This is a genomic window from Stenotrophomonas sp. 3diitr2024, assembly GCF_042136455.1.
Taxonomy (GTDB): domain Bacteria; phylum Pseudomonadota; class Gammaproteobacteria; order Xanthomonadales; family Xanthomonadaceae; genus Stenotrophomonas; species Stenotrophomonas sepilia.
This window is the reverse complement of record NZ_JBHHMJ010000278.1, coordinates 1-313: the sequence shown is the minus strand read 5'-3', so window position 1 is coordinate 313 and position 313 is coordinate 1. Positions and strand designations below refer to the sequence as shown.

Genomic DNA, 313 nt, shown 5'->3' with positions numbered 1-313 from the left:
GCCATCCACGCTGCTGCCACCCATGCGGTCCTCATCCTTGAAGCCATCCCAGCGCAGTCCGGCCAGCACATGCCAGCGGGTGCCCAGTGCCAGCTCATCCTGCAGATAGCCGCCGTAGATCATCCGCGCACCGTCAAACGGCATCGGATTCTTCGTTGGATCAAACCGCGGGTCTTCCATCATCTTCTTCATACCGGCGTCGCGGGTCGGGCACTGGATGGACTGCGGTTTTGCCGATCGGGTCAGTCTTGGCGCGCTGCTGTTGATGCTGGTTGCGTGGTGGCCCCTGCTGGGCCTGCCGCAGTCGCTGTCG

Annotated in this window: 1 pseudogene; it reads right to left on the bottom strand. The window is 63.6% G+C overall.

Annotated features, from left to right (window positions below):
* Nucleotides 1-102: 102 nt before the first annotated feature.
* Nucleotides 103-207, bottom strand: a pseudogene (locus ABGA94_RS06470) (DUF1428 domain-containing protein); the annotation flags it as partial.
* Nucleotides 208-313: the final 106 nt, after the last annotated feature.